This window comes from Phycisphaerae bacterium, from assembly GCA_017999985.1.
GTDB lineage: Bacteria > Planctomycetota > Phycisphaerae > UBA1845 > Fen-1342 > JAGNKU01.
On the sequence record JAGNKU010000001.1, the window covers coordinates 359,300 to 385,822 of the forward strand.

The window sequence follows — 26,523 nt, forward strand, 5'->3', positions numbered from 1 at the left end:
TTCCACCATCCGAGCCGCGACGACTGCCGACGTGCGCAACGCCATCGCCGAATTCCGGCGGCGCGTGATCATCGGGCGCCTCGCCGGTGGGCTGGCATACACGGTCGGGACGCTCGAGCGGACGCTGCGTTCTCCGCAGCCCGCCGTGTCGAATCACCTCGGCGTGCTACGGCAGGTTGCCCGGGCAACAACGCAGAAGCAGGGCCAACAATGCTTGTATTGACTCAATCCCCGGAAATTGGCGCCGGTGCGCAGCTGGGTGCGGAAATTCGAGCGCTGCCGGAGAAACGAGCACCATAGAATCAGACCGCGGGCCGAGGATCAGGTGACCGACAGGATCGAACATCCGATCCGCTGTTCGGGAGGAAGCGACCAATGCAAGCAGAACCGCGCAAGGAACACCACTGGCTGCAGAAGCTGGTCGGCAAATGGACCTACGAAAGCGAATGCACCATGGGGCCGGACCAGCCGCCGATGAAGAGCACCGGCTCTGAAAGCGTGCGCTCGCTTGGCGACCTCTGGGTACTGTGCGATGGCACGGGCGAGATGCCCGGCGACGGCACCGCGACGATGCTGATGACACTCGGCTACGACCCGCGGACGCGGCGCTTCGTGGGCACTTGGATCGGCTCGATGATGACGTACCTGTGGGTGTACGACGGCGAGCTGGACGCGACAGAGAAGATTCTCACACTCAGTGCCGAAGGCCCCAACATGGCCGCCGAGGGCAAGCTGGCAAAGTACAAGGACGTGATCGAATTCAAGAGCGACGATCACCGCACGCTGACCTCGCACATCTTCGGCGAGGACGGCCAGTGGCAGCGTTTCATGACTGCGCATTACCGGCGGAAGAAGTAATCGGACGCCACAAGCGCGGCGAATGTCGTTGGAGTCGGCCACGGGCGAGGGTTGGCGCAAAAGGGGTTGACCGCTGCCGAGAGGCGCAGCTGTGTATCGCGCTATGTTGAAGCTCCGCGCCGCGCCGCATTCTCCGCCAGGCGTGCCTCGACCAGCTTCCGCACCAGGGCGGCCGGGAGCGGCTTGTCCGGCGGAAAGCGGATCGTGCATTTGCCGACGTCGTAGTCCCGCAGCTCGTCCCTGAAACGATCCAGCGTGGTCGCGCTCACCAGATAGAACGCGCAGTGGCGGTCGGTCGCCCCCATCGCCACCAGCATGCCGTTCCGCCGGAACGCCGCGAGCTGGTAGCTGATGCACTCCTCCGCCCGTGGCGCCGCAGCCCGGATCGTCCTGCGCAGCTTCGTCAGCGCGGCACGCTGCTCCGGCCCCAACGCGGCGAGGTACTCGTCAATGGTCTTGGCTCGGGTCTTCGCTTGGGCGGCCATGGCTTGAACTCCTGCGTATGCAGGCGGCTGTGCGCTGGCATCGCCGCCAACGGCCCGTCCAAGCGATCGTAGCCCGCCGCCGGGCCGGGTTCCACTCCGGATGTCACCGGCGTGGCGCGGGGCATCCTGACTTCTTACTTCTGACTTCACCACCGTGATTCCGGCCATCGGTCGCCCGCCTGCACTGCGGCCGTTTCCGCCTGCGGGCGGTTGTGGTATCCTATTCGCTCGGGCGGGCACGCGCTGGGCTGGTCGCACGGTCGCGATCGGACGCCCGCCGCGGCGGCCCCGACCCGCGGAACCTGGGAAAACACAGACATGCTGCAAACGCCGCTCAACACTTATCACCGCGACTGTCACGCCCGCCTCGTGGATTTCGCCGGCTGGGAAATGCCCGTCATCTACACGAGCATCATCGAAGAGCACAACTACTGCCGCCAGCACTGCGCCCTGTTCGACGTCTCGCACATGGGCCGCGTCGAGTTCCGCGGGCCCGACGCCGAGAAGCTCCTGGAGCGGCTCAACACGCGCAACATCGCCGCCGCGACCCCCGGCATGTGCCGTTACAGCCACATGTGCAAAGACGACGGTGGCATTCTGGACGACGTGATCGTCTCGAAGTTCGAGGACCACTTCCTCGTCGTCTGCAACGCGTCCAACCGCGAGAAGCTGCTCGGCTGGTGGGAGCGGCAGCGGCAGGGCTTCAACGTCGAGATCGTCGACCGCACGTTCGAGACCGCGATGGTCGCGCTGCAGGGCCCCGAAGCGCTGGAGACGATGGGCCAGCTCCTGCCGTTCCCGCTCGATGACCTGAAGCGCTACCGCTTCAAGACCGGCAACGTCATGGGCGTGGAGTACTTCGTCGCCCGCAGCGGCTACACCGGCGAGGACGGCGTCGAGATCATCATCCCCGGCAACCTGGCCCTGATGGCGGTGCGCATGCTGATCGAGCGCGCGGAGCAGCTCGGCCGGCCGATCAAGCCCGCCGGCCTGGGCGCCCGCGACACGCTGCGGCTCGAAGCCGGCATGCCGCTCTACGGCCACGAGCTGACCGAGGACTGGGACTCGCTCACCGCCGGCCAGGAATGGGCCGTGGACCTGACCAAGGACTTCATCGGCGCCACCGTGCTGAAGCGCATCAAGGCCGAAGGCCCGCGCCGCAAGATCACCGGCTTCGAGCTCGACGGCAAGCGCATCGCCCGCCAGGGCGCGCCAATCCTCCAGGCCGGCCAGGAAGTTGGCGTCGTCACCAGCGGCACGCAAAGCCCGACGCTGGACAAGAACATCGCCATGGGCCTGCTGCGGGCCGACCTGGCGGTACCCGGCACGCGGCTGGAGATCGACATCCGCGGCAACCGCAGCCCGGCCAAGGTGACCCCGCTCCCGTTCTACAAGCTGAAGAAGTAGCGCCCGCCCCGCAATACGGTACGCGTGTTTCCAGTAGGACAGGCCGCCGTGCTTGCCTGCGGGCTTCGCGCTTGCCGCACGGGCACGGACGCCCGCCCCATTCTTCGAGAAGCCTGGCGCAGCTCTTGCGCCGCCATTCTGCGCCGCCCATTACGCGGACGGCGCGAGCCGCTCGGCCCCCGCGCGCCGCTTCAGACCCCGCGCGCCCGGTTCCGATAGAACTCGCACGAAGACCCCTGCGCGGACGATCCGGACGCGGGAAAGCGGGCGCGCGGCTCTCCGGCCGCCGCTCACGCTCCACCCGCCGATCGCCCGCGGTATGTGAGGTAGGGCGCGTGTTCGACTGGCACACCGCAACCGTCCTGGTCACCGGCGGCACCGGCTCGTTCGGCCAGAAATTCGTCGAGATCATGCTCGCCGAGTACCATCCGCGCAAGCTGATCGTCTACAGCCGCGACGAGTGGAAACAGCATGTCATGCGCACCAGCGGCTTCGACGACCCGAGCATGCGCTACTTCCTCGGCGACGTGCGCGACCGCGACCGGCTGCGCCGGGCGATGCAGGACGTCGATGTCGTCGTGCACGCCGCGGCGTTGAAGCAGGTGCCCGCCTGCGAATACAACCCGATCGAGGCGGTCGCGACGAACATCAACGGCTCGGCCAACGTGATCGAGGCGGCCCTCGACAACCACGTCCAGCGCGTGATCGCACTCTCGACCGACAAGGCCACCGCCCCGCTCAACATCTACGGCGCCACGAAGCTGGTTGCCGAGAAGCTGTTCGTCCACGCGAACCACTACAACCGCGCGCCCGCCACGCGCTTTTCGTGCGTGCGCTACGGCAACGTGGTCGGCAGTCGCGGCAGCGTCGTCCCGCTCTTCGCCGAGCAGCGCGTCAACGGCCGCATCAGCGTCACCGACCCACGCATGACCCGCTTCTGGATGACACTCGATCAGGGCGTCCGTTTCGTCGTCTCGTGCCTCGAATGCATGGTCGGCGGCGAGGTCTTCATCCCCAAGCTGCCCAGCATGAAAGTCGTCGACCTGGCCCAGGCCGTCGCCCCCGAGGCCGAGATCGAGTGCATCGGCATCCGCCCCGGCGAAAAGCTGCACGAGTCGCTCGTCTCCGAGGATGAGGCGCGCGTCACCCGCGACGTCGGCGACCGCTACGTGATCCTCCCGTCCGATCAACCCTGGCTCGCGCGTCCCTGGCAACAGCAGGGCCGCGCACTGCCCGACGGCTTCGCTTATTGCAGCGGCACGAACCAGCGCTGGCTGACGTCGGCGGAAATCCTGGAGATGATCGATGGCGTCGCCGAACCTTGCCCCGCCTGAGCGCCGCGCCGCCCGCCGCACGCTGCTGCCCTACGGCCGGCAGCACATCGACGACGACGACATCGCCGCCGTCGCCGCCGCGCTGCGCGACCCGCTGATTACCACCGGGCCGCGCGTCGCCGCGTTCGAGCGAGCCATCGCCGAGCGCGTCGGGGCCGCGCACGCCGTCGCGGTCAGCAGCGGCACCGCCGCTTTGCACGCCGCGATGTACGCGCTCGGAATCGGGCCGGGCGACGAGGTGATCGTCCCCACGCTGACCTTCGCCGCGACCGCCAACGCCGTCGTCTTCCAGGGCGGCACGCCGGTGTTCGCGGACGTGGACCCCGACACGCTGCTGCTCGGCCCGGACCAGGCCGCCGAGCGGCTGACCACGCGCACGCGGGCAATTGTGGCCGTCGATTATGCCGGCCAGCCGTGCGACTACGAAGGGCTGCGTGCGCTGGCGCAGCGCTGCCGTCTGCCATTGGTCGCCGACGCGTGCCACGCCCTGGGCGGCTTGTATCGCGGCCGGCCCGTCGGCAGCCTGGGCGATCTCACGACCTTCAGCTTCCATCCGGTCAAGCACATCACGACCGGCGAAGGCGGCTTGATCACGACGGACGACGCGGACCTCGCTGGCCGCATGCGCCGCTTTCGCAATCACGGCATCACGACCGACCATCACGACCGCAGTGCGCAGGGCGACTGGTTCTACGAGATGGTCGATCTGGGTTACAACTACCGGATCACCGACATCCAGTGCGCGCTCGGGCTGCAACAACTGACGCACCTGGATGCCTGGATCGCCCGCCGCCAGGCCATCGCACAGCAATACGCTGACGCGTTCGCCGACTCGGACGCCGTGCGGCCGCTGACCGTGCGGCCCGACGTGTCGCACGCGTATCACCTGTACGTCGTCCGGCTGGACCCGCACGCCTGCCCGGTGCCGCGCGCCGCTGCCTTCAAGGCGCTGCGGGCCGCGGGCATCGGCGTCAACGTTCATTACATCCCAGTCCATCTACATCCGTTTTACCGGGAGCGTTTCGGCTGGCGCCCCGGCACCTGCCCGGTCGCCGAGGCCGCGTACGAGCAACTGCTGAGCCTGCCGATCTTCCCGGCCATGAGTGACGCGGACGTCGCCGACGTGATTGCGGCCTTCCGCGCGGTGGTGAGTGGCGATGCCAGTTGACCAGGTCGCGATCTTCGCCCAGACCGAGGGGGATCGCTGGTTCGAACGCAACCGCGCGAGCCTGACGCGCTGCGACGTCGCGCACGATTTCCCGCTCCGGCTCATCGAGCTGTACAACCTGCAGCCGCGCTCCGTGCTCGAAATAGGTGCGAGCAACGGCTTCCGCGTGGCGGCCCTGGCGGCGCGCGGCGTGCGGGACGCCGTCGCGGTCGAAGCCTCTGCCGCCGCGATTCGGGATGGCGAGGCCCGCTTCCCCGACGTGCAGTTCATCCGTGCGACGGCGGATGCGATCCCACTGCACCGCACGTTCGAGCTGGTGATCGTCAACTTCGTGCTGCACTGGGTGGATCGCACGCGGCTGCTCACATCGGTGGGCGAGATCGACCGGCTGGTCGCCGACGGCGGCTACCTGCTGCTCGGGGATTTCCATCCCGCCCGGCCAACGCGCGTGCCGTATCACCATCTGCCAGACCAGGCGGTGTACACGTACAAGCAGGCCTACGGGATTGTGTTTCGGGCGTCGGGGTTGTACCAGCCGGTCGCGATGCTGAGTGGCGACCACGCCGATCATGACCTGCGGGCGGATGTCCCCGAGGATGACCGCGTCGCGACCTGGCTGCTGCGGAAGTCGCTGCAGGGCAACTACGCGGAACGGCGGCGGGAGCAGCCATGAGCAAGGCGTGCGAAGCACGGCTGGATGCGAAACCCTCCGCCTGCCCCCGTCCTGCGAAGGAGCGGGGGGTCGCCCGCGTGCTCGTGCTCGGCTGCGGCTCGATTGGCCGCCGGCATATCGCGAACCTGGGCGCGCTCGAAGTCGGCGATGTCCGCGTGTTCGACGTGGACCGCGCCCGCGCGCGGGCTGCCGGCATGACCGTCGTGGATGATCTCGACGCGGCGTGGGCCTGGCCGCCGCAGGCGGTCATCATCGCCACGCCGACCGCGTCACACGTGGAGCTGGCGCTCGCGGCGGTCGAACACGGCTGCCACGTCTTCATCGAAAAGCCGCTGTCGCACCAGCTCGCTGGCGTCCGCGAACTGGAGCATGCCGCGGCGCGGCGCGGGGTCACCACGCTCGTCGGCTGCAACATGCGTTTTCACTTCGGGCCGGCGACGATGAAACGGTTACTGGATGCCGGCGCGATCGGCGACGTGCTCGCCGCCCGCCTGCAAACCGGCTCATACCTGCCCAATTGGCACCCCGCCACGAACTATCACCGCGGGTACAGCGCCGACCCGGACAGCGGCGGCGCCGTGCTGGACTGCATCCACGAGCTCGACCTCGCCCTCTGGTATCTCGGTCCGGCGACGCTGGCCGGCGCATGCGCCGCACCCGCACGCTCGCTCGGCCTCGAGACCGACGGCGTATGCGAGCTGGTGCTGCGCCACGAGTGCGGCGCCATCAGCGGCGTGCACCTGAATTTCATCCAACGCGACTATCGCCGGACGTGCCAGCTCATCGGCACGGAAGGCACGCTCTACTGGGACGAGGAGGATGGCCGCGTGCTGCGCTACGGACCCGCTGGGCAACTGGCCGAACAATTCGCGCCTCCGCACGACTGGGGGCTTAATCAGATGTATATCATCGAGCTCGCGCACTTCCTCCGCGCGGCGGGCGGCGTGGAGCCTTCGTGCAATCCGATCACCGCCGCCATCGCTCCGCTGGAAATCGCCCTGGCGGCGCGGCGCAGCGGCTGGAGGGCTTCCGCATGAGAACCGTGGCGATCATCCAGGCCCGCATGCTCTCGACCCGCTTGCCGCAGAAAGTGCTGGCCGACATCGCCGGACAGCCGCTGCTGGCGCACGTGATCGCCCGCGCCCGGCGCACCCAGACGCTGACCGAAACCGTGATTGCGACCACGCTGAATCCAGCGGACAACGAGCTAGCGGCTCTGTGCGACCGTCTGGGCGTGCCCTATTTCCGCGGCAGCGAGGATGACGTGCTGGATCGCTACTGGCGCGCCGCCGAGCGCTTCAGCGCCGATGTGATCGTCCGGTTGACCGCGGACTGCCCGCTGCTCGATCCAAGGGTGATTGACCGTGTCGTGCGCGTGTTCCACGGGGGCGAATGCGACTATGTGTCTAACACGCTCGAATGCACGTATCCCGACGGGCTCGACACCGAGGTCTTCAGCCGCGCCGCGCTGGAGCGCGCCTGGCGCGAGGCCGAGTGGCAATCGCAGCGCGAGCACGTCACGTCGTACATCACCGATCACCCGGAGCTGTTCCGCCTGAGCAATGTCCGGCACACGCACGATCGCTCGGCCTGGCGCTGGACGGTCGACGAGCCGGAAGACCTCGCGTTCGTGCGGGCGGTCTATGAGCACTGCGGCCCGGGTCCGTTCGGCCTGGCGGCGGTCGAGAAGCTGCTCGCCGCGCACCCAGAACTCGCGCAGATCAACCAGGGCTTCACGCGGAACGAAGGCTACGCCAAGTCACTGCGCGAGGACCGCAGGATCGAACGGAGCACCACCCCATGAGCGGTGCCGGGCAACAGCTTTACATCCGCGCGAAGGCGCGCATCCCGGGCGGCACACAACTGCTCTCCAAGCGCCCGGAACTCATGCTGCCTGGGCAGTGGCCGGCGTACTACAGCCGGGCGCGCGGCGTGGAGGTCTGGGACCTCGACGGCCGCCACTACATCGACATGGGCACCAACGGCATCGGTGCCTGCGTGCTGGGCGCCGCCGATCCCGACGTCGACGCGGCGGTGCGTGGCGCCATCGACGCCGGCACGATGTCCACGCTGAACTGCCCCGAGGAGGTGGAGCTCGCCGACCTGCTCTGCGAGCTGCACCCATGGGCGGACAAAGTGCGGTTTGCCCGCGGTGGCGGCGAAGCGATGGTCATGGCCGTGCGGATCGCGCGGGCGGGGACCGGGCGCGACCACGTCGCCTTCTGCGGCTATCACGGCTGGCACGACTGGTATCTGTCGGCCAATCTCGCCTGCGACCGCACGCTTGACGGCCACCTGCTGCCGGGTCTCGCACCCGCCGGCGTCCCGCGCGGACTCACCGGCACCACGCACGCGTTCGAGTACAACCACGGCGAACAACTCGCGGCGATTGTGGCCGAGCACGGGCCGCAGCTCGCCGCGATCGTCATGGAGCCGCAGCGCGGCCACGCGCCCGAGCCGGGATTTCTGGAGCAGGTGCGGCAACTGGCGACCGCCTGCGGCGCGGTCCTCATCTTCGACGAGATCACCGCGGGCTGGCGCGTGAACACCGGCGGAATCCACCTGCAATCCGCCGTCCGCCCCGACATCGCGGTTTTCGCCAAGGCGATGAGCAACGGCTATCCGATGGCGGCAGTGATTGGCACAGCCGCGGCCATGGACGCCGCGCAGGACACGTTCATCAGCAGCACGTACTGGACCGAGCGCATCGGCCCGGTCGCCGCCCTGGCCACGATTCGCAAGCACCGGCGCTGCGATGTCGGCCGTCACCTGGTGCGCATCGGCCAGCGCGTGCAGACGGGCTGGCGCGCCGTGGCAGACGAAGCCGGCCTGGCAATCCGCGTCGGTGGCCTGCCACCGCTCGCGCACCTGTCGTTCGAGCACGAGCAGAGCGCCGGCCTGAGCACGCTGTTCACGCAGGAGCTGCTGGCGCGCGGCTATCTCGCCGGCGACAGCTTCTACGCCACGTATGCGCACCAGACCGAGCATGTGGACGCCTATCTCGCCACCGTGCACGAGGTGTTCGGCGTGCTGGTGCAGGCGATCGAGCGCAACCGCATTACGCAGATGTTGAAGGGACCGGTGGCCCAATCCGGCTTCCGGCGCTTGACCTGACCCGGAGGAACGCAGCCCCGTGATGTTGGAACAGTCCGCAGAGCCGTCCGCGCCGCACTGCGCCGCCGCCGATCCGGCCCGCGAGTTCAAGCGCGTCGTCCGATATGCGCTGGACCAGGTGCTCTACCTGCGCGATATCCGCGACGAATGCCCGCTCTTCCCGCAGCTCGTGCAGATCGAGCCGACCAACGCCTGCAACCTGCGCTGCGTCCACTGCCACCATCACCGGCCGGCGGACGGCCAGCGCGTCTATACGCGCCGCATGGGCATCATGGCCATGCCGCTCTACCACCAGATCATCGACGAGCTCGCCCCGTCACGGACCGCCATCAGCCTGAACGTGCAGGGCGAGCCTACGCTCCATCCGCAGTTTCTGGACATGGTCGCCTACGCCAAGCGCCAGGGCCTGCACACGTCGGTACTCACCAACGGCACGCGCCTGACGCCCGAGCTGACGGCAGCCCTGCTCCGGCTCGGCCTGGACCGGATCGTGTTCTCGTTCGACGCGGTCGACCGGGCGATCTACGAGAGCATCCGCATCAAGTCGCAGTTCGAGCCGACGCTGCGGAACATCCTGCACTTCATCCGCGTCAACCACGAGCACGGCCACCCCACGCATGTGTGCCTCTCCATGGTCGAGCAACAGCGCAACCGGGCCCACGCTGCCGCGTACGAACGCTACTTCGCCCGGCTGCCCGTGGACAAGGTCTTCCGCAACCCGCTGCTGAATCTCTCCGGCGCTGCCGGCACGCGCGGCGAAATCGATCTGGCCGCCCTGCAGCGCGGCCCGCGCGCGCACTGGCCGATCTGCCGCATCGCGTGGGAGTACCTCACGGTGAACTGGGACGGCGAAGCATCGCCGTGCCCCGTGGACGTCAACGTGGTCTATTCGCTCGGCAACGTCCGCGGGAGCTCACTGCACGAAATCTGGAACAACGACCGCATGCGCGCGTTCCGCCGGGCCCACCTGACGCGCGACTACACCGCGATCGAGCGCAACGGCCCGTTGTGCGGAAGCTGCAACTGCCTGTGGGACCCCACGTACGACCTGCGCGCCGTCGAAGAACACGTCGTGGAATCCATCTACCGCACGGCCGTGCAGCACGCGCATACCCTCATGCCGCGCGTCCCGCTGGACCAGGATGAGCGCTATCACGACCTGCTCGGCGAGATCGAAAAGCTCGAACCCGCCTGCGAGGGCGTGCGATGACCGGTGCTTGTGCGACCGCCGATCCACAAGCGCTTGAGTGGGTGGCCCGCCGCCCGGCCAGCGATTACCAGGAGTACCTCGCGGAATACGTCGCCGACTTCACGCCCCACCGGCTGGCAACCTGGCGCGACGGCCCCGGCCGGCTTGTCCGCCTCGGCTCACAGCAACACCCCCAGGCCCTTGCCCGCGTCGTCGAGCAGCCCTGGGACACCGCGTGCCTGGGCGTCGGCGTCGCGCAGATCGCGCTGCTCGCCGGCGCAGATACAACCGTGAAGCACAAGCTCATTGAGGAAATCAAGCGTCAGGCCCGCGCCCACGCTACACACCTGCTGACCTGTCGTGTCGGCTATCACGACCTGTCGTCGCTGCACGCCTTGGAGACGGCCGGCTTCCGCACCATGGACGCCATGAGCATCTTCCTCGCCGACCAGGCCCGGCTCGCTGGCGGTCTCGAATCCCCCAGCTACTCCGGCCTCGGCGACAGCGAGATCCGCCTGCTTGAAGACACCGACGTCGACACGCGCCGCACGCTGCGCGCTTTGGCCGCCAGCGCCTTCCGCCACGGACGCGTTGCCAACGATCCGGCGTTTTCGCCGCAGCAGGTGGCGGCGTTCTACGGCGGCCTGTTCGAGAGCGACCTGGAGGCCGATGGCAGCGTGCTGCTGGCGGCGCGCCGGGCCGGCCGGATCGTCGGCTTCGTGCTTGGCGGCGAGGACTTCGCGCTGCGCCGTCACCTGGATCTTGCCCTCGGGTACCTGAACCTGATCGCCGTAGACCCCGCGCTGGCGGGCCAGGGGCTCGGCCGGGCGCTCATGCGGGCGTTCCTGACCGAGATGCACAGGCGTGTCCGGCTCGTGGAGGTCGGCACGCAGATCAATAACTACCCCGCGCTGAACCTGTACTATGGCGCCGGGCTGAAATGCGTGTCCGCGCTCGTCACGTTGCATCTGTGGTTGTGAGTCGGCTTGCGCAAGAATGGAGTCTTGCGGGCGTGCAGTATCGACACGTGTCCAAAGCGGCCATCGTTGCGGAGTACGCCGCCGCCAGCCGGCGACGGACCGACTTCGAACGCGCCAAGTGGGGCACGCCGGAAGGCATGCTCAACCGCTTCCGGCTCGGACTCGCGCTGGTCGCCTGGGCCGACGTACGACGGTGGCTCGACATTGGCTGCGGCACCGGCGCGTTCTTCTCGCTGGCCGAGGCGGCGGGGCACCGCTTTGACGAGCTGGTCGGCGTGGACATTACTCCCGAGATCATCGCCGCCGCGCGCTCCACGCCGCACGCCAGCCCGGCGCGCTTCGTGAACGCCGATCTGACCGCACTGCCCGCCGACCTGACGGACTTCGATCTCGTCACGCTGGTGGGCGTGCTGCAACAGTGCGGCGCGCCACCGGAAGCAGCCTTACCGCCGTGTGTGGCGTGTCTGCGTCCGGGCGGACAATTTCTGCTCACCACGAAAAACCTCGGTTGGCAGGCATTCACCAGTGGCACGCTCAGACCCGAGCAGAGTCACTCGTGGTTCTTGTTTGACGAAATCGCCGCCGTGCTGGCCCGTTGCGACATCGAAATCCTCCGCTCCGGCGGCCTGCTCCCGCGGACCGGGCGTGTCGTGCCGCTGGCAGAATCGCACAGCATGTACATCTGGGGCCGCAAGCGAGGTGTGGCATGAGTGCGCCGGCCCGCGAAATGCACCTGGCCGTTCGCGCCGATGCCAGCCACGACATCGGCTACGGGCACATCCGGCGCACGCTGGCGGTCGTGGACCGGCTGCGCGCCCACACGAACCTGCGCGTGAAGTACCTCATGCATCCCGCGAGCGACGGCGCACCGGCGAGCGCAGCCGGTTGCGAGGTTGCGCGTTTGCCGGACGGCCGCGCGGAGACGCTCGCCGCCGCGGTGCACGCGCTCGGCGGCCCGCTGCTCATCGACACGTACCGCCTGACGACGGAACAACTGGATCAGCTCCACGCGTCCAACTTGTGTTTGTGTGTCTTTGACGATGGTTGTCGGTTGGCCCGTTACGCGGCACACCTGGTCATTGACGTCGGCCCCGGCGCCGAAGCGGCCCCGTACTACGGTCTGCCCGACACGCGGTTCTGCCTCGGCGTGGCCTACTATCCGCTCCGCCCGGAATTCCAGTCCACGCCCCCGCGCGCGGCGCCGGGCGGGGCGGTGCGCCGGCTCGTCGTCACCTTCGGCGGCAGCGATCCGGACGATCAGACCGCGCGCGTTCTGGAGCTGCTGGCGCAACATCGCTGCCCCTGGGACGTGATTGCCATCCTCGGCCCCGGCTACACCGGCCGCGCCGCGGATGTCGCCGGCCGCACCCCGGCCATCACGCTCCGCCGCGACGTCACCGACATGGCCGCGTTGTTCGCGACGGCCGACCTCGCAATCTCCAGCGCCAGCGGCACGGCATTGGAGCTTGCGTATCTTGGCATTCCTGCGCTGCATCTGGCGATCTCGCCCGACCAGCGCTGCCGCGCCACCGCCCTCGCGGCCGCCGGTGCTGGCGTAAATCTCGGCTGGCATGCCGACGTGTGCGACGAGGACATCTGGCTGGCCCTCCAAGCCCTGTCATCCGACTTCGACCGGCGGGCTGCACAGAGCCGCGCCGGCCGCGCCCTGATCGACGGTCGCGGCGCGGACCGCGTCGCCCAGTGCATCCTCGCAGCCTGGCAGGCACACGCAAAGTCGATGAGCGCGGGAGCCGCCCAGCCATGACGACGCCGACCAACTCAGCGCGCGCGATGCTCTGGGTGGACAGCGAAGTCCACCTTTTGCCGCCCGAGTGGTGTAGTCCGAACTACCAGCCGCCGGCGGAAGAGACCGTCCTGCACCGCGTGATCTACGACCATCCCGAACGCGACGCCGCCCTCGCGCGTGCCACACTCGACGGCCTGCTCAGCGAGATGGAAGCGGCGCGAATCGATCGCGCCGTCATCACCGCGCTGCCCTGGCACAGCCCCGTCGCGTGCTGGCGCAACACGGCCTACATCAGCGAGCTCGTACGTCACCACCCGCAGCGGCTCACCGGCCTGGGCGTCCTGCCGCCGCCGGGCCACGAGAACCTGCGCGACGCCGTCCGGCGGATTCGCGAGGAATACGGCCTGTCCGGCGTAAAGGTGATCCCGTCGTGGCAGGGTTACCGGCTGGATGATGAAGTGTTCGAGCCGGCGCTCGCGCAGATGGAAACCGACGGCCTCGTGCTGATGCCGCACACGGACCACTTGTATCGTCCGCCGGCACAATCCGACACGGCGGCGGCGCTGTACGAGATCTGCCGGCGACATCCCGGCCTGAGGGTCCTGGCGCCGCACCTGGGCGGTTTGCTCTGCCTGTACGGCCTGTATCCCGCGGTGCGCAGCGTGCTCGAAAATGTGCTTTTCGTCGGGAGCGTGCCGCTCACCATGCCGATGGTCACGATGGCCGTGCAGGCGATCGGTGCGGACCGCGTGGCCTTCGGTACGGACTTCCCATTCAACCCATCCCATGACCAGCGCCAGGTGCTGGCCGCGTTCGAGGCGCTGCCGCTGTCCGCGGACGAGCAGCGTCTGATCGCCGGCGCCAACGTGCTGCGCTTTCTGGGGGTGCCGGCATGAAGATCATCACCGGACACCAGCCGGTCTACCTGCCGTGGCTTGGTCTCTTCCACAAGATCGCCCTCGCCGACGCGTTCGTCTTCATGGACGATGTGCAGTACCTGGAGCAAGACTGGAACAATCGTAATCGGATCAAGGGGCCGCAGGGACCGTTCTGGCTGACCGTGCCGGTGAGGCTGCGCGCGTCGGCGAGCCGACAGCTCAAGGACGTCGCGCTCGCCGCCGACGGCTGGGGTTCGCAGGGCCACTGGCAGGCCGCGCACTGGCGCAGCCTGCAAAGCTGCTACGGCAAAGCGCACTATTGGGACCTGTACGCACCGTTCTTCGAGCAGCTCTACACGGCCCGGCCGTGGCATTGGCTGGCCGAGCTGAACGAGGTCATCCTACATTACTGCCTGGACACGCTAAGCATTCGAACCGAGTTCATCCGCGCGAGCGCGGCCGGCTTCACCGGGCACAAGTCCGACCTCGTGCTCGATCACTGCCGCCGGCTCGGCGCGGACGTCTGCGTACTCGGCACCCTGGGGCGCGACTACATCTGCACCGAGGACTTTCACGCCGCGGGCGTCGCGCTCTACTTCCAGGACTATCAACACCCGACGTATCCGCAGCGCTTCGGCGCGTTCTGCCCACGGCTCTCCGTCGTCGACCTGCTGTTCAACTGCGGGCCGCGCAGCCGCGACATCTTGCTTGGCGGCAATGTCACTCGTGAGGACATCACCGCTGCCGCGCAGCGCGCCGGGCAACCCACCGTACTGCAACCCGAACTGCCCGCGGAGGTGACGCCATGACCACCGCGTTCATGATCGGCCGGCGCCGCCTCAGCCCGGACGATCCGCCTTACATCGTGGCCGAGATCGGCGTGAACCACGACGGCCGGCTCGACCAGGCCCGCGCGATGATTTCCGCCGCCGCCCAGGCCGGTGCGGACGCCGCCAAGTTCCAGACCTTCCAGGCCGCCGAGTTCATGGCCGACCGCGATCTGACCTACGAGTACGAAGCCGGCGGGCAGCGCGTCCGCGAGTCCATGTACGCGATGTTCAAGCGGCTTGAGCTGCCCCGCGCGTGGCACACCGAGCTGCAGACGCACGCCCGCACGTGCGGCCTCGACTTCCTCTCGTCCGCGGCCGACCCGCTGTCCGCCGACCTGCTCGCCGAGCTCGGCGTCCCCGCGCTGAAGCTCGCATCGGAAGACCTCATCAACCTGCCGCTGCTGCGTCATGTCGCCGGCCTGCATTTGCCCGTCATCCTCTCCACCGGCATGGCGGACGAAGCCGAGATCGAGCGCGCCCTCACGACGCTCCGCGCCGGCGGCTGCGACGCCGTGTTGCTGCTGCACTGCGTCTCGCTCTATCCCACGCCGGACGACGAAGCCAACCTGCTGCGCATGGTCGGCCTGCGCGAGCGTTTCGGCCTGCCGGTTGGATACTCAGACCACACGCGCGGCAGCGTGGCGTCTATCGCGGCGGCGGCGCTCGGCGCCGTGCTGATCGAGAAGCACTTCACGCTCGACCACGCGCTGCCCGGGCCGGACCATGCGTTCTCCGCCGATCCGCAGGAACTGGCCGCCCTGGTGCGCGACGTGCGCCGCGCGGCCCAGCAGCGCGGCACGCCGGACCTCGAACCCTCGCCCGGTGAACGCCTCGCCCGGCAGCAGTTCCGGCGCAGCGTGGTCGCCGCTTGCGACCTGGCCCCCGGCACGTGCCTGGCCGCGGAGATGCTCTGCCTGAAGCGGCCGGGCACCGGCATCGCGCCGCACCGGCTGGGCGAACTTGTCGGCAAACGCACGCGCCGCCATTTCGCCGCGGATGAACCCCTGTGCTGGGAGGACGTCGAGTGAGTGACCACGAGACCACGCTCGTCATTGCGGCTCACCCCGACGATGAAGTCCTCGGCTGCGGCGGCACGATCGCCCGGCTGACGCGCGCGGGCACACCCGTCGCCATCGCGATCCTCGGCGAAGGGCTGACCAGCCGCTACTCCGACCGCACGCAGGCTGATCCCGCCGAGCTGGCCGCCCTGGCGGAATGCAGCCGGCGAGCCGCGGCGCAGCTCGGCGTCCGCGACGTCTCGCACTTCAAGCTGCCCGACAACCGCTTTGACACGGTCCCGCTGCTGGAAGTCGTGCGGCTCGTCGAGCAGGTCATCGCACAGGTCCATCCGACTGTCATCTACACACACCACGGCGGCGACCTGAATGTCGATCATGCCATCGTGCATCGCGCCGTGCTCACCGCGACGCGCCCGACGGGCGACTGCCCGGTGCGCGAGCTGCTGGCGTTCGAGGTGCCGTCGTCCACCGAGTGGGCATTCGGCCAGTTCGCGCCGGCGTTTCGCCCGAATGTCTTCGTCGATGTCGCCGCGACGCTCGAAACGAAGCTGGCGGCGATGCGGACGTATGACAGCGAAGCTCGGCCGTTCCCGCACCCGCGGTCGTCGGAGGCCTTGCAGGCGCTTGCCCGCCGGTGGGGCAGCGCCGCGGGTTGCGAGGCCGCCGAGGCGTTCGAGCTGGTGCGGGGCCTGCGGTAGGCACGGCAGGGAAGCCACGGAGCCACGGAGCCACGGAGCCACGCAGGAGGAGCAACGAAGCCAGAACCCCGAGCGGCAGCGAGCGGGCCCGCGCAGCGCGCCACAATCCGAGCCCGAAGCGCGAGCGAGGGCCCGCGCAGCGCGTGTGGCACTGCTCTTGAGCAGTGGCAGGGAACAGCGGACCGCGAATGGCGAAACTGCAATAACCCGATGGGGCTTTGAATTCCGTGCCCGCCTTCGTGTCTTGGCGCCTTGGTGTTTTTGCTTGCCATCGGCTCGATCCGTGCTTGTCCGTGTTGATCCGTGGCTGAGATTCCGGTCGGAACAGGAGCGCTGCGGCCTTGGCGCCTGCGGCTGGGGCGATGAGACTCATGGAGGATCATTGGCGGTCAAGAACCGTCGACTGTTCCGCGGGTTGTGCTGGTCCCGTAGACCGACCGGCCCTAACGCGATTCGACGAGGAATTCCGTCCATGGGATGCGAAGCGACTGAGTTGCGCTTTCCGAGCGACGACCTTGGGCACGGTTTCTGTCTTCGTCCAGCAACATCCAGTCAATGGAAAGTGCTGGCGGAGATTGCAGTCGCGTTTCCAGCCCTGAACGTCACGATCGAAGCCTGCTGGTTCAGCGGCTTCCATCTCGTGGCGTTCGCGGAGCAACTCAAGCGCTGCCAAGACACACTGGCCGATGCGGCCGAGGTGGCCACACTTGACGAATCTGTTGTGTTGACCATCACGCCCGCGCCCAACCGCGCCGGCTGGTTCAGCCTGGCGCTCAAGACGCGGCGTGACTTGTCGGAGGATGTCGAGCGCGATGCGCCGGCAGCAACATTATTGATCGATGGGATCGCATTCGATCAGTCCTATCTGGCTGTGCAGCGCTCGGCGATCCTGGAGTTCTTGCGCCTCAACGCCGTAGACACGCGTGACCCGTGGAGCATCCCCGACGGTCGTTCTGAGCTTTAGAACGCGTGAGGAAATGCGCGACTTATAGTACTTACCCGTAAACCTCTGGCTCCGCTTCGCGTCTTGGCGTCTTCGTCGCGATAATTGGGGACAGGCACCTATTATTCTGACATGATGAGGGGACATTCTGCCTGCTTCTGCGCGCTCCGCGGGCCCGCTCGCTGCCGCTCGGGGTTCTGGAGGCGGCAGCCCGGACGTCAGTCACCCCTTCCGGGGCTCATGGGAAAAGCGGGAGGAGGGAGGCGCGGCCCGTCTCCACGGCCTCGCGGCCGAGGCTACTCACAAACGCCCGCTGCGCGGGCTCCCTACACCGTCGCGCCTTCCGTCGTACGCACGAAGTCGCGGCAGGCTTCGTACAGCGGCCGGCCGAGGAATAACGCTTCCACCACGTCGTCCGGCACGTCCGGCGTCGCGTGCAGCAACTGCAGCCGCAGCCCCTCTTCGGCCATCTGCACCACCGTCGAGACGGGATCGACCCGCACGTGCGTGCGGATCCACGGCGTGAGTTGTTCCGTCGTGACCTGCGGCGGGCAAAAGCGCAGCCCCGCGTTGAGCTTCGTGGTCGGCGTCGTCAGCGGCTGATAGCCGAACATCTGCATGACCGGATACGTCAACTGCTCGATCAGCTCGATTTCGCGCGGCGACAGCACCCGCCGCCAGCGATCCGCCCCCTTGCTGCTGATGCTGCGCTCCGTCGCGAGATCGCCATACGAGGAATTTCGCTGCCACGGCGTATCGGCCCCGTCTTTCAGGCTCTGCGCGTCGGCCATCGCCGGGGCGAATTCCAGCCCGAGAAACGCACAGATGCGGCGACTGGCGCCCGGAGGGTCCGCGACGAGGTCTTCGTACCGCAGCAGCAGGCAATCTTCGCGCGCCGCGCTGGCGTACGCCGCCAGCCACGCGAGCCCGGTCAGCTTGCGCCATTGGCGGATGAGGAACAGCCACGGGTACTTGTCGTCCGCGACGTTCTTCGAGGCACACACGGCCCGCGGGTCACGAATGACGTGGATCGATTTCAGGTGCGGCAGCGCGCGGTGCAACGCCGGCCCGAACTCGTCGGCCCAGGCTTCCTTGTGGCCGACGTACTGCTCGCGGCCAGTGCCGTACACGTCCTGCGTCAGGCGCAGCATGTCAACGTACAACTCGCGCAGCGTTGTCCCGCGGACCTCGTCCAGCCGCTCGGCCAGCTTCGGCGAAAACGGCTTGGCGAACGATTGCAGCGCGGGCCAGAGCATGGCGCGGTCGGTTTCCGACAGCGGCCAATCGAGATTCGCGGTTTGGACCGCGCGCAGCAGGCGCAGGCCATCGTAGTCGGCGAAGTAATCGCCGAGCGGATCGAGCGGCGCCGGCGCCGCTGGCCCGAGCACGTCGCGCGCGACGACCGTCCGCAGGTATTTCAAGAACGGCAGGAACGGATCGGACGCGAGCGCGATGTCCGGATGCGCGTTCAGCATCCGGGCGAGTAGCGTCGTGCCCGAACGGAACATGCCGGTAACGAGGAGCGGTCGGAAGTTCATGGTTCAGCCCGGAAGCGCGTCGGTCCCGGCGGGCGCGCGAGGCCGCCGCCGGCGATGTCGATCAACTCACGTTCCGCCAGGGCCAGTGCGAAGTCGCGCACGCGCTCGAAGTCGGCCCCCAGCTCGTGGGCGATGTCGAAGCACGAGCGCCGCCCGTCCATGAGCACCTGGGCACGTTCCTGCAGCTCGTACATCGCCCAGTTCTGCTTGGGGGAGATGTACAGCCCGAACCGCGAGAGGTACAGCGGCCCCTGGTAGCGGCGGACCGGCACAAAGTCGGTCTCGAAGACATCGATCACGCGTTCGAGCAACTCGAGTGCGTGCAGCAACTGCCCGGTATCGAGCAGCGCGGGGTTGTCCGCGTTCGAGTGATACTCCGGGTGGCGCAGGCTGCCGAGGTGGACCGTCGGGATCTGGAAGCCCGGCCCGTCGTAGAACATCTCGTCGTTGCACGACAGCTTGCGATGTCCCGCCTCGTGGTGCCCGCCGGCGTGATGGCGCATCACGTTGGCGAGCACATGATCGAGCCGGCTGTGGCCAGTGTAGGACCACGCGACGCCGAACGTCTGCCGGTTCCCGATCATGTCGAGATACAGGCCGCCGAGCAGTTGGGCGCGTTCGGCCGCGGGCATCACCGACAGCAGCGCCGCCGCCGCGAAGTACTCCGGCCCGAGCACCAGGCGGTAGCTGTAACGCCGCTGTGGTCGCCGGGCGAGCCGGTCGAAGAGTTCGACCAGCAGGGCCACGTTCGAGAGGCCGTCCGTGATCATGCCGGGGTGGCAGGTGTGGGCGGCGAAGAAGAGCGTCTCCGGCCAGGCGCCGCGCAGGTGATGGTCCACCACCTTCATGGTGCCGTCGAGGTCGAGGTCGGCGTCGATGCAGACCTCGTAGCGGTCGTCGGTAAGTTGCGCGTGCTGCTCGGTGGAGAGGCAGAAACCCCATTCGCTCGGCGACTCGTTGTAGCGGTAACCGTTGACGAAGTGATACGGCACCTGCGCCGGGTGCTGCGGGTCATGGTACAGGTGTGGTTCCAACTCCGCCCGACTCACCACGCCGCGATACGGGATCGAGTGCGTCCACACGTGCAGCGGGCAGTCGGCGTAATCCACGACGCGCGTGCCGTCCAGGCGTGCGATCCAGGCGGCGCGCACCTGCCAGTGCCGCGGCACGACCCACGTCAGGATGTTCTGCCCGGCGGGGAACTCGCGCACCCGGCATTCGAGCCGGCGTTGGATCGCGGCGACCAGCTTGTCCGTGTCAGGATTTACCGCGGTGCGGTTCAGGTTCCAGTGCGCGTGGATGAGCGCCAGCATGCGGGCCAGCGTTGCCTCGCGGTCGTCGCTGGGCGGCGTCACCGGCACGCTTTCCGTAGCCTGTGATGCCGGCAGCGTAGCCAACCCAGCATGCATCGCGTGCTCGCTCCTGGTCCGCCGGATACGACGCCGGCCAGCGCGGGCCGCGCGCGGGCGCAGCCCTGTATACCGTATCGGCCCCCCCGACTCTCAGACCCGAGCCCCGCCGGTCAGGCCGGATCCTGCAGCATGAATGGCTCGTCGAGCAGGATTCCGCGGCAGATCACGTCCATGGCGGCGTCCCGGCCCGGGGCCAGCTCCTCCAGGCCGTTGAGGTGCAGCGCCGTGATGTTCGGGTACATCGCGCTGTAGTGCCGGATCGGCAGCGCCCCGCGGAAGAAGACGGCGTAGGCGTAGCGCCGGGCCAGCTCGCGTGAAACCGCCGGGACCGCCCCCGCGCAAATCTTGCCGAGCAGGTCAAAGTACTGGGCGGGCGTGGTCACATCGATGCTGATGCCGCGTTCGGCGTGCCAGCCGCCGCCGACATTCACCACCGGCTTGCCGAGATACCCCGCCTCAATGCCGACGGTGGACGTGTACACCAGCACGACATCGGCGGCCTCGATCACGTCGTGGGCCGTCAGGTTCGTGTGCGGGGCGAGGATGTGCACGTTCGGCGGGCAGGTTCTGAATTCAGCTGCGAGCGCATCGCCCGTCGAATCCTGCGCCGCCCGCAGCGCCTCGGCCGGGTGCAGCTTGATGACGAGGTGCTGCTCCGGCCGCCGCGCGAAGTAGCGCACGGTCGCGACAACCCACTCGGCGCCGGTCGCGTACGTCGGCTCGTCGGTCGTCACCGCCGCGTCGTAACCGAGGTTCGGGAACATCGCGAAGACCAGGCCGGATGGGGTCGCCGGCAGGCCGATGCGCCGGCGCACTTCGTTGCGGTCCGTACCGCGCGTCAACTCCGTCCAGGCGCGGTCGCCATACGGGCGCGTGGCCCGGCCGGCGAAGTACGCGTCAAGCTCGGCCTCCTGGTCCGGCGTCAGGGGCACATCACGCCACTGCGGCCACCAAGGCAACGGGTCCGACCACTTCGTGCTCTGGTCGTGCTCGACGAGGCGGCAGCCGCCGCGACACGTGCCGAGCGTCAGATCGACCGGTACGCCGCGAGCGCGGGCGACCGAGCGGATCACGCCCCAGTCGATCTTCTGCCCGTCGTCCATGAAGACCTTGTCGATGCGCAGCTCTTCGAACACGCGCTCGCCGATCCGCACGAGGTACATGCCCGCCGCCAGAAGCTGCCGGGCTTTCGCGACCATGTCCGGCCGATCGAGCTCGAACGCGCCGACCTTGAAGTGGCTCTGCACCGAGCGATCGACGTGCACGCCCAGCGCAATACCGCGCCACTCGAAGCGCTTCAGCTCCGCCACCGGCACGCGGGCCGCGAGCCGGTCGCACTCGGTGCGCTCGTCCGGCGTGATGAACTCGCTGTACCAGCGGTGCGGAAGCTGCGCGGCCCGCACGAATGGGCCGGAGTTGCGATAGCACCACCGGTCGCACGCCAGCTCGTGGTGGTCGCTCTTCTGCATCGTGCAGGCCGGCAGCAGGCGGTCGCAGAGCAGCCCGGTGACTTCCGCGCCGCGCAGCCGGAGCGCGTGGGCGATGAAGCTGAGCAGTGCGAACTGGACCTCGCCGCCGACCATGCCGGGCATGAGAATCCGCCGGTACTTCAAGCCCGGCAGAGGCTGAGGCGCGGGCAGCACGCGGCAGATTTCCGCCACGCGCGCCGCGAACGCCGGGCCTTTCAGGATGCCGGGCGGCGACACGCTGACACTCGTGCGCGACGTCATGCGCTGGCCTTCAACACGGCAAGTCCTTCGCTTTGCACCCGATGGCCGCGGGCAGCGCCTCCTCCGCCCGCGTGCCGTCGTCGAACGCCCGCCCGGTGAACCCCTGGCAGAAGACCAGCCGCTTGAGCGGCAAGTGCGCCAGGTAGACCGCCCGCAACTCGTCGTCGGTCGGCTGTCGGTTCGACGGCGTCGCCCAACGATCGAGCAGCGCGCGCACCTCGCGGCCCGGGCCTGCGAACAGCCCGCTCAGGGCCGCATACATGCCCTCGCCGTCGCCCCACCGCCCCCACACGGCGTTGAAGAACTCCGAGTTGAGCGTGCGGGCACGGCGCGCGGCCTCTCCCGCCCGGTGTTCACGCACAAAGTAGTCGCGCGGGGTGATGGCATGATCATGCCAGGCCCGGATCGACGGCACCGGCTGGACCCGCAGGCCGAAGCGGCGCTCCAGTCGCCAGCCGAGCTCGATGTCCTCGTGCAGCGCGTATGGCAGACCAGCGTTGAACCCGCCCACCGCGCGCACAAGTTCGGTCCGCACGCTGAGGTTGTTGGTCCAGAAGTGACGGAAGCCGTACGTGCGCTCGGCCTGCATCTGGTCCCAGAAGAAGACCATCGACGTCTGCGCGAGCAATCGCCGCCATGGCGATTCGAGCAGCCGCTCCGGCCAGTCGAACCGGCCGAGATACGCGACGGCGGCCGTGGGGTTCGGTCGGATGCAGCGCAGATGGCCCGCGACCGTGTCAGCGTCCACCAGCGCGTCGTCGTTCAGGATCAGCAGCCAGCGCCCCTGAGCCTGCGCGATGGCACGATTACGCGCCGCGGCCGGACCGGCGTGCGGCTGGGCCAGGCCGACAAAACGCACGGCGCGCGGCAGCACCTCCGCGGCGCCGAGCGGCGTCTCGTCTTCCGCATCGACGACGACGAGCACTTCGTAGCACGCGGGATCGACGGTGCTGGACGCGATGCCGGTCAGTAGCGCGCGCAACTTCGCCCCGCGGTCCGCGCAGGTGGGAATAATGAGGCTCAGCTCGACCGAACCGCTCACACGTCGCTCCGCAGCGCGCACGGCTCCCGAGCGCTGTCAGAACGTATTATCGGAAGCGGACGGCCCGCCAATTGAGCCCGGGCCCGCGCCACCGCCCGCGGCTTGGCCGGGGCGGTCGCCCCAGCCACGCCGGCTCGATCCTTGGCGCTAGGGATTTCGCGGAAACAGCGCCACGAACGGGTTGATGTCGCCGAAGTTGATCTGGTTGTCGCCGTTCACGTCGGCGTTGTGGATGTTGCAGGCCCCGGGCATCTCCCAGTAGTGCGCCGGCCAAGTCAGGGCTGCCACGAACCGGTTGATGTCCTGACGGTCGATCACGCCATCGCAGTTCAGGTCGCCCGGCGACTGGACGAACTCGTCGGCGCCGATGTCCGGCCGGCAGATGCCATCGCCGTCACCATCCCAGCAGCGCACCTCGCCATCCAGGTCGTGCGGAATCGCCAGACGGGTCACGGGAGCGCCCGCGTCCACGCAGGGTGACGTGGGAGCGAGATGGCCATTTCCCGCGGCCGCGAATTGCGGATCGACGGCGATGTTCCCGCCCGCCCAGTTCAGCGCCGCGCCGCCCAGCACCTTCACGCCCGCCTGGCCGCCCTGCACGTCGCTGTGGCTCACGTCCAGGGTCAGATCCCGGATCGCGTTGATCGCAATCTGCGCGTCTTCATAGCCCGTGTTGCCCCAGACGATGCAGTTCTCGACCCGCGCCGCAATCATGTCGATGTACCCGTTGATGATCAGGCCGCCGCCGTACTCGAAGGACGTGTTCGCGGCCAGCGTGCAGTTGCGCACACTGGTCTGCGCATTGTAGGTCCGCACGCCGCCGCCGAGATTGCCGGTGACGAAGCAGCTCGTCATGACCAGCTCGCCGCGGCTGACGTCCACGCCCAGGCCGCCGTGGCCGGCGATCGTGCTGCCGCGCAGGGCCACACGCGCGGTATCGGCATAGATGCCGGCCACCATGTTGTTCTGCACGCGGCAGCCGCGGAGCGTTGGATGGTACGAGTACGCCGTCACGCCCAACTGGTTATCCTCGAGCGTACAGCCGGCCAGCACGGGCGCTGCCCCCGGCTCGCCATACAGCGCGTTGGCGTGCCCGGACAGCACGCAATCCCGGAGCGTGCTCGCGTAGCCGCCGCAATAAACGCCGGCGAACGGCGCGTTCGCGATGGTCAAGCCCTGCAGGATCGGTTCATCGGCCCCGTCACCACCGATCAGGAAGGCCGTCCCCCAGCCCGAGTAATCACCCTGCACATCGATGACGCAGTGCTCCGGGCCGTGCTCGCTGCGCACGACGAAGTTCCGATAGCCGCCGTAGTCCCAGTTGTAGAAATCCACGTCCAGGTTGCCGAACCCCGTGTACGTGCCGTCGCGCACGATGATCTCGACCAGCTCCGTGTTGCCGTTCAGCTCGCCGAGGCTGTTGAGGGCTTCCTGCAGCGCGTCGAAGGGATGAGCCGCGCTGCCGTCCTCCGCCGGATCGCTCACGAGCGGGTCGCCGGGGCCCGGGTCGTCGGTCGCGGTGTCGTCCACGTACCGCACGTAGCGGGTCTCGCATTCGTCCGGCACCCAGTTCTCGTTGACGTCGAGGCTGGTGCCGCTTTCGATGTCCTGCACGTCGGCGAGGCCGTTGCCGTTGCAGTCGGCCAGCGCGATCGCTTTCATGCAGAAGCTCGTGGTGCCGGTGCAGTCAAAGGGCCAGTTGGGATCGGTGAAGTAGTACAGGTCCTGCCAGGCACTACCGTCCCAGTAGTAGCTTTCGCCCGGCTGGGACGAGGAATTCACGATGGCGCGGGCCGGCCCGCCGCCGGGCATGGCCTGCTGCGTGGAATCGAAGGAGCGATCGTAGGGCTGCCCACCGGCCGACAACTCCAGGTACACGTAGAAGTCGTTGCCGTCCGCGACGGGCACCGGAGCGGCCAGATCGACGGTGTGGAAGCCGCGATACTCGATCGTGCCGGCCACTTCGGCGAGCTGGCCCGACAACTGCCCGCCCGCGAAGGTGTCGTAGATGCGGGCGGTGTACGTCACGCCGTCCGCGGCCGTGTAGAAGCTGACCCCCGTCAGCAGATCGTTGCCCTGGGCGACGAACGCGTTGAACGCGCGGCTGGCGTCCGTCTTGGTGTCGACCCAGCCGTGGTAGTCGTGATAGTAGAAGTGCTCGGCGGTCAGCTTCACCACGTTGTGGATGTTGATCGTGCCGCCGTCGAATGTCGGATAGCGTGTCGCAAACTTGTCGTAGTACGAGATCCAGAAGAAGCCACCCTCGGGGGTGTTCCACCCGGTGCCCCAGCTGTTCTTGATCAGCCACGCCCCCGGCCCCCCCGGCGCGTGCGTGACCATGTTGTCGTCCCAGCCGATGATCGCAACCTCGTGATTGATGAAATGCGTGTCGCTCGGCGGCTGGTAATGCACCTTGTGCCCGTTGAGGTCGCGGAAGAACTGCGATTCCGTGCACATGCAGGTCGAGACGGCCCCTTTCGCCATCACGTTCTGCTTCACCACGTCGATGTTGCTCAGGTCCGCCGCCACGATGTACATGTCGATGTCGCGCGCGTAGTAGCGGTGAAAGCGGCGGTGGCGGTGCGGCGGCGCGAAATCGATGTCCACGTACGCGGCATCCAGCTCGCGGACCATGCCCTCGCCGCGCGACATGTAGGCGGCGAGGTAGACCGAGTTGCCGCCGCCGTGAATGTCGGTCCCATCACCCGTCGGAGGATCCAGGTCCGCGTTGTGGTGCTTGTTGAAGCCGCTCCACCAGTCCAGGTGGCGCTCGCTGAGGTTGGGCTCGTCGTACTCAATGCCGTTGGGGCCCCAATTCCCGGTCATGAGCAGGTTGCTCTCGGGCGAGGCCAGCAGCCCGAACGTCCAGCACGTGCCGTACGGCCCCTGGTCGCGGATCGCGGTCACGTAGTTGTGGCCATCGACGTTCCGCAGATCGAAGGTGGCCGGCAAGCCCGCCGCCGCCGCCGCGCCGCCCGCCAACAGCCACGGCACCAGCAGCCAGCCGGCCGGTACCAGCAGGCCTTCGTCGCGGGAACGGGCCGGTCGTGGGATGGACGTCATCTTTCGCACCTCCAGGTCGTCTTGTGCCGTGTGTTCGAAATGGGCGCGCCGGGCGCACTCCGCTTTCAGGTCGCCTTTTGCCTGGTCTGGTGTTCACCCTGCCAGCGAGCACGGCGCCAGACGCCGTGCCCCTCGATCGACGACCGATAACTGGCCGGGTGCTCTAGAAACCAACGACAAGCGAATTGCGCACCATCTTCACCGCACGGGTCAGGCAGCGCGAGAGCAGAACGACACAATCTCGCCGGCCGCGGACCCTCGGGCTCGGCAGCACCAACTCGCCAGGCCACCGCCACTCGAAGTCGCGGCCAGCCAGGCTCCATTTCCCCAGCGTAGCGAGTCCGCCGCCCCCATACAAGCATTTCTGCCCAGCAGCGCACACGCTCCCCGGGCGCGTCCGCACCGTGGTTTTCTT

24 protein-coding genes are annotated in these 26,523 nt (G+C 68.2%); 18 read left to right on the forward strand and 6 right to left on the reverse strand.

Annotated features, from left to right (window positions below; genetic code table 11):
* The first annotated feature begins 31 nt into the window (after positions 1-31).
* A complete protein-coding gene (locus KA383_01420; protein ID MBP7744760.1) occupies positions 32-223 on the forward strand; it encodes a helix-turn-helix transcriptional regulator in 192 nt (63 codons plus the stop codon).
* 152 nt (positions 224-375) lie between these two features.
* Entirely contained in the window at positions 376-858 is a 483-nt protein-coding gene (locus KA383_01425; GenBank protein MBP7744761.1) for a DUF1579 domain-containing protein, read from the forward strand.
* Positions 859-959: 101 nt separating this feature from the next.
* Here the strand turns inward: KA383_01425 and KA383_01430 are convergent, their stop codons facing one another.
* Positions 960-1,343, reverse strand: coding sequence for a DUF1801 domain-containing protein (locus tag KA383_01430; GenBank protein ID MBP7744762.1), 384 nt, complete (start codon positions 1,341-1,343; stop codon positions 960-962).
* A gap of 318 nt (positions 1,344-1,661) precedes the next feature.
* Between KA383_01430 and gcvT the strand changes: the two genes are divergently transcribed.
* The 16 genes from gcvT (at position 1,662) to KA383_01510 (ending at position 17,344) form a co-directional block, all read left to right on the forward strand.
* Positions 1,662-2,750, forward strand: a complete 1,089-nt coding sequence (gene gcvT / locus KA383_01435) for a glycine cleavage system aminomethyltransferase GcvT (GenBank protein ID MBP7744763.1) — start codon at positions 1,662-1,664, stop codon at positions 2,748-2,750.
* Positions 2,751-3,085: 335 nt separating this feature from the next.
* Positions 3,086-4,084, forward strand: coding sequence for a UDP-N-acetylglucosamine 4,6-dehydratase (inverting) (gene pseB / locus KA383_01440; GenBank protein MBP7744764.1), 999 nt, complete (start codon positions 3,086-3,088; stop codon positions 4,082-4,084).
* The gene (gene pseC, locus KA383_01445; protein MBP7744765.1) at positions 4,056-5,252 is read left to right on the forward strand and encodes a UDP-4-amino-4,6-dideoxy-N-acetyl-beta-L-altrosamine transaminase; all 1,197 of its coding nucleotides are present in this window, start codon (positions 4,056-4,058) and stop codon (positions 5,250-5,252) included. Before pseB ends, pseC begins: the two co-directional genes overlap by 29 nt.
* Positions 5,242-5,925, forward strand: a complete 684-nt coding sequence (locus KA383_01450) for a class I SAM-dependent methyltransferase (protein ID MBP7744766.1) — start codon at positions 5,242-5,244, stop codon at positions 5,923-5,925. Before pseC ends, KA383_01450 begins: the two co-directional genes overlap by 11 nt.
* Positions 5,922-6,962 carry a Gfo/Idh/MocA family oxidoreductase gene (locus KA383_01455; protein MBP7744767.1) on the forward strand — a complete coding sequence of 347 codons (1,041 nt, stop codon included), beginning with the start codon at positions 5,922-5,924 and terminating at the stop codon, positions 6,960-6,962. Before KA383_01450 ends, KA383_01455 begins: the two co-directional genes overlap by 4 nt.
* Positions 6,959-7,729 (forward strand): glycosyltransferase family protein, encoded by a 771-nt coding sequence (locus KA383_01460; GenBank protein ID MBP7744768.1) that lies wholly within the window; start codon positions 6,959-6,961, stop codon positions 7,727-7,729. Before KA383_01455 ends, KA383_01460 begins: the two co-directional genes overlap by 4 nt.
* Positions 7,726-9,039, forward strand: a complete 1,314-nt coding sequence (locus KA383_01465; protein MBP7744769.1) for an aminotransferase class III-fold pyridoxal phosphate-dependent enzyme — start codon at positions 7,726-7,728, stop codon at positions 9,037-9,039. Before KA383_01460 ends, KA383_01465 begins: the two co-directional genes overlap by 4 nt.
* A 22-nt stretch (positions 9,040-9,061) precedes the next feature.
* Positions 9,062-10,249 carry a radical SAM protein gene (locus KA383_01470; GenBank protein MBP7744770.1) on the forward strand — a complete coding sequence of 396 codons (1,188 nt, stop codon included), beginning with the start codon at positions 9,062-9,064 and terminating at the stop codon, positions 10,247-10,249.
* A complete protein-coding gene (locus KA383_01475; protein ID MBP7744771.1) occupies positions 10,246-11,208 on the forward strand; it encodes a GNAT family N-acetyltransferase in 963 nt (320 codons plus the stop codon). The genes KA383_01470 and KA383_01475 overlap by 4 nt, the downstream gene beginning before the upstream one ends.
* Before the next feature lie 47 nt (positions 11,209-11,255).
* A complete protein-coding gene (locus KA383_01480) occupies positions 11,256-11,918 on the forward strand; it encodes a class I SAM-dependent methyltransferase (GenBank protein ID MBP7744772.1) in 663 nt (220 codons plus the stop codon).
* The gene (locus KA383_01485) at positions 11,915-12,973 is read left to right on the forward strand and encodes a hypothetical protein (protein ID MBP7744773.1); all 1,059 of its coding nucleotides are present in this window, start codon (positions 11,915-11,917) and stop codon (positions 12,971-12,973) included. The genes KA383_01480 and KA383_01485 overlap by 4 nt, the downstream gene beginning before the upstream one ends.
* Positions 12,970-13,851 carry an amidohydrolase gene (locus KA383_01490; protein ID MBP7744774.1) on the forward strand — a complete coding sequence of 294 codons (882 nt, stop codon included), beginning with the start codon at positions 12,970-12,972 and terminating at the stop codon, positions 13,849-13,851. Before KA383_01485 ends, KA383_01490 begins: the two co-directional genes overlap by 4 nt.
* Complete coding sequence (locus KA383_01495; protein MBP7744775.1) at positions 13,848-14,642, forward strand: WbqC family protein; 795 nt, start codon at positions 13,848-13,850, stop codon at positions 14,640-14,642. Before KA383_01490 ends, KA383_01495 begins: the two co-directional genes overlap by 4 nt.
* Entirely contained in the window at positions 14,639-15,691 is a 1,053-nt protein-coding gene (locus KA383_01500) for an N-acetylneuraminate synthase family protein (GenBank protein MBP7744776.1), read from the forward strand. Before KA383_01495 ends, KA383_01500 begins: the two co-directional genes overlap by 4 nt.
* The gene (locus tag KA383_01505; GenBank protein ID MBP7744777.1) at positions 15,688-16,380 is read left to right on the forward strand and encodes a PIG-L family deacetylase; all 693 of its coding nucleotides are present in this window, start codon (positions 15,688-15,690) and stop codon (positions 16,378-16,380) included. Before KA383_01500 ends, KA383_01505 begins: the two co-directional genes overlap by 4 nt.
* Before the next feature lie 472 nt (positions 16,381-16,852).
* Positions 16,853-17,344 carry a hypothetical protein gene (locus KA383_01510; GenBank protein MBP7744778.1) on the forward strand — a complete coding sequence of 164 codons (492 nt, stop codon included), beginning with the start codon at positions 16,853-16,855 and terminating at the stop codon, positions 17,342-17,344.
* A gap of 305 nt (positions 17,345-17,649) precedes the next feature.
* Here KA383_01510 and KA383_01515 read toward each other — a convergent pair whose 3' ends face one another.
* The 5 genes from KA383_01515 to KA383_01535 all read right to left on the reverse strand — a co-directional run bounded on the left by KA383_01515 (position 17,650) and on the right by KA383_01535 (position 26,108).
* Entirely contained in the window at positions 17,650-18,861 is a 1,212-nt protein-coding gene (locus KA383_01515) for a sulfotransferase (GenBank protein MBP7744779.1), read from the reverse strand.
* Complete coding sequence (locus KA383_01520) at positions 18,858-20,270, reverse strand: DUF4910 domain-containing protein (GenBank protein MBP7744780.1); 1,413 nt, start codon at positions 20,268-20,270, stop codon at positions 18,858-18,860. Before KA383_01520 ends, KA383_01515 begins: the two co-directional genes overlap by 4 nt.
* A 113-nt stretch (positions 20,271-20,383) precedes the next feature.
* Positions 20,384-22,003 (reverse strand): hypothetical protein, encoded by a 1,620-nt coding sequence (locus KA383_01525; GenBank protein ID MBP7744781.1) that lies wholly within the window; start codon positions 22,001-22,003, stop codon positions 20,384-20,386.
* 10 nt (positions 22,004-22,013) lie between these two features.
* A complete protein-coding gene (locus tag KA383_01530) occupies positions 22,014-23,045 on the reverse strand; it encodes a glycosyltransferase family 2 protein (GenBank protein ID MBP7744782.1) in 1,032 nt (343 codons plus the stop codon).
* A gap of 147 nt (positions 23,046-23,192) precedes the next feature.
* Positions 23,193-26,108: a right-handed parallel beta-helix repeat-containing protein gene (locus KA383_01535; protein ID MBP7744783.1), complete on the reverse strand. Its 2,916-nt coding sequence runs from the start codon at positions 26,106-26,108 to the stop codon at positions 23,193-23,195.
* Positions 26,109-26,523 lie beyond the last annotated feature (415 nt).